This is a genomic window from Psychrobacter sp., from assembly GCF_035469765.1.
Taxonomy (GTDB): Bacteria; Pseudomonadota; Gammaproteobacteria; order Pseudomonadales; family Moraxellaceae; genus Psychrobacter.
Map to the genome: position 1 here is coordinate 1 of NZ_DATIRM010000435.1, position 2,787 is coordinate 2,787.

The following is a 2,787-nucleotide window of genomic DNA, read 5'->3' on the forward strand; positions in this document are numbered from 1 at the left end:
AAAGACGACAAAATCGAAGATGTACTGGTAGACTCGGAGCTGGCAAAAAAGCTAGTACCTAATAAGTTTAAGTTTACCAGTCAACAAGGGCGCGCCCGCCGTCAAAAACTATTGATGGGTGCTAAAAAACTGAGTGAAACTCAAGCTATCAATGATATTACGCTTGCCGCTGTCTGTGAAGAAGCAGGTATTCCACGAGCGTCTGCTTATCATTTCTTCCCAAATATTGAAGCCATATTTTTGGCATTGCGTTTCTTAGACGCCATTGATATCTTAGAGATATTAAGAACGGTCGAAATAGTCAAGTATGATAGGTGGCAGGGCTACCTCACTGCGATGATTGCTCGCTGTGTACAGATTTTTGATGAAGACAAAACCAAAGCCAAATTGATTTTTGATACCAATACGCCTGATTTTGAAGGTGATGGTTTTGGTGAGCAAATGGATCACCAAGTAGTAAAATTGGTTTATGATCGTTTGGCTGAGCAATACGAAGTGCCGAAATTTGAAGATATCCAAGATGTGTTATTGATTACTTTTAGTATCATTAATGCTATTTTTACCGTCTCTTATCGTCGTCATCAGCGTATCACCGATAAATATCTGCAAGAAGCGAATACAGCGTCGATCGCTTATCTGCGTTGTTACTTGCCAGAGAAGCTACCACGTAAAAATCGCTAATCTTAGTATAGAATATACTACCAATAAAAAATCTGACATTATGTCGGATTTTTTATTGGTAAATTGTGATCAATAGATATGATGATAAAGCATGAAGACTAATGTTGTTATATCTGATCGAGCGGCGGCAATACTTGACCCGTACAGCGATCGTCAGTTGAATCTAAAGGTGCATACTGCTCATAATACTGGACGATCAACTCTTCTAAAGCCACGTTGGTTGTCGAGTCATGAGCATTGACAAAAGATTCGCGTGCTTGTTCAAGCCAGCGGTCTGCCATACGAAAATGCGTGCCTGCCTGCCGTGAGTTTTTTTCGCACTGGTCATTAGCCGCCCATATTAATGCTACTTCACTAAATGCTATTTCACGAGGAGCGCTTACAATGCCGCCGCTGTCTTTGAGGGCGCTTAGCGTCGCCCATAAATCAGGTCGCATTAATGCTGATGACGCAGGGATATCTTCAATAAGCATGATATCGCTTTCTGAGCCATTCTTTAAGGCTTGCAAAATAGCTTCTGCAGATTGTGCGGCTTGTAGTCCAGTAAGCGAGCGGCTATTCATGCTATCTTTATGAATAGCATAGTTGAGCCAAGCTTGGGCTTTATAAGCAAAGTACTGCTGCTGTGCCGTTTTGTCTTTTTGCTGATAGTGCTGTAGTTCAGCCAATATACAGCTCATCGCACGCTGTTGCGTATTCTGGTTTTTATAAGTCGCTTCTAAATCTTGACTCTGGCAATAATCAGAAGTGTTTACAGTAGCAAGGTTCAAGCTGTTTTGAGTAGTTGTGGTTGATACACATGAGGCAGTCGACAAGAGTAAGACCGCTGATAAAATGGTGTATCTGGATTTTTTATCTATGGCTACTTTTATAGCAGAGTAAAGCATAATGCGAAAACCTTGTAATAAGCTAATAGATGTCAGAGCTAGTAATTTGAGACTGATTTTATCGCTTATGAAAGACTATAGTCAATTTACTTTAAAAATATAGCATTAATGGAATAAGGCTTTTAAGTTTTCTAACGTATTCTATTGCTGTAAACCTATCAAAAAATGAAGTGTAAATTATATAGCGCTACTCAAGAAGATAACTTTATCCTAGTTGGCTATATTACAATGTAGAGGTGGGTATTAAACGCTTATTTTTACGGGGGTCTTCGCGCTTAAACAAGTCTTCATCAAACTTGAAACGTAGTCTAAAGTAGGCGCCCTCGATAGTGGTATCATCATGAGCAATATCTTCATCTTCAAAGCCCATAAAGTTATAACCAAGCGATAACCATAAATTGGTCATTGGGCTATAGCCAACCTCAGCACCCACTAGATAAGCTAAATCATTGGCTTGCTTATTCCAGTATGTACCTGCTTGTAAACCGATATCCCAGCGCTCGCTAATATCATATAAGCCGCGAGCATAAACAGCATGAGCGGTATTGTCACTTGCGATACCTTGAGCGTCGTATTCGGTATATTTACCAGCATAGTGACCTGATAACGTCAATGGGCGCGTTGGATGGTAGTTACCGCTCCATGACCAGACAATAGCATCCTTTTGATAAGGGTCATCACCAGTTGCATTATCGTCTAAGCGATACTCAAACTTGGCCAGCATATCAAGCTGATTGCTATCGTAATCGCGATAGGCAGCACCAAGTTGAAAGCGATTGATGGTGCGATGACCATCATCATAATCAACTTTTGAATAGATATCTTTGGCTAATAAAGTAATCTCATCGCTATAACGATAAGCGACTCCTGCGCTACCTAGTAAGGTGTCGCTAGTATCGCCCCAACGTTTTTCTAAGCGACCTGACGCTTTGTAGTTCTCGTTCGCTAAATACTCAACCCCAAAGCCTGCTGCAGTTGCAGTGCTGTCTTCTTCGCCTTCTAAAGATTCGACACGTTCCAATAAAGTATTTAGCGTTAAGCCTTCTTGTACATACCATTTATTCTTTAGACCAATAGCAGCTTCTGCTTCGCGAGCACTAATGGCATCACGCATACGGTATTCACTATAGACTTTACCATCTTTCATATAAGTGGCATCAAAACCGACAACGGTACGTTGACGCTCTTCAGAATCGTCTAAACCATAGCTGCCTGATAA

General features: G+C 40.9%; 3 protein-coding genes. 1 reads left to right on the forward strand and 2 read right to left on the reverse strand.

Translation table 11 applies throughout. The features are described 5' to 3' along the window. A partial coding sequence (locus tag VLN09_RS11910) for a TetR/AcrR family transcriptional regulator (RefSeq protein WP_325246787.1) occupies positions 1-681 on the forward strand: 681 nt, incomplete at its 5' end. 107 nt (positions 682-788) lie between these two features. Here the strand turns inward: VLN09_RS11910 and VLN09_RS11915 are convergent. Further along, positions 789-1,568, reverse strand: coding sequence for a hypothetical protein (locus VLN09_RS11915; RefSeq protein ID WP_325246789.1), 780 nt, complete (start codon positions 1,566-1,568; stop codon positions 789-791). A 223-nt stretch (positions 1,569-1,791) separates the two neighbouring features. Then, positions 1,792-2,787: outer membrane protein (locus VLN09_RS11920; RefSeq protein WP_414709135.1), on the reverse strand; the 996-nt coding region annotated here is incomplete at its 5' end.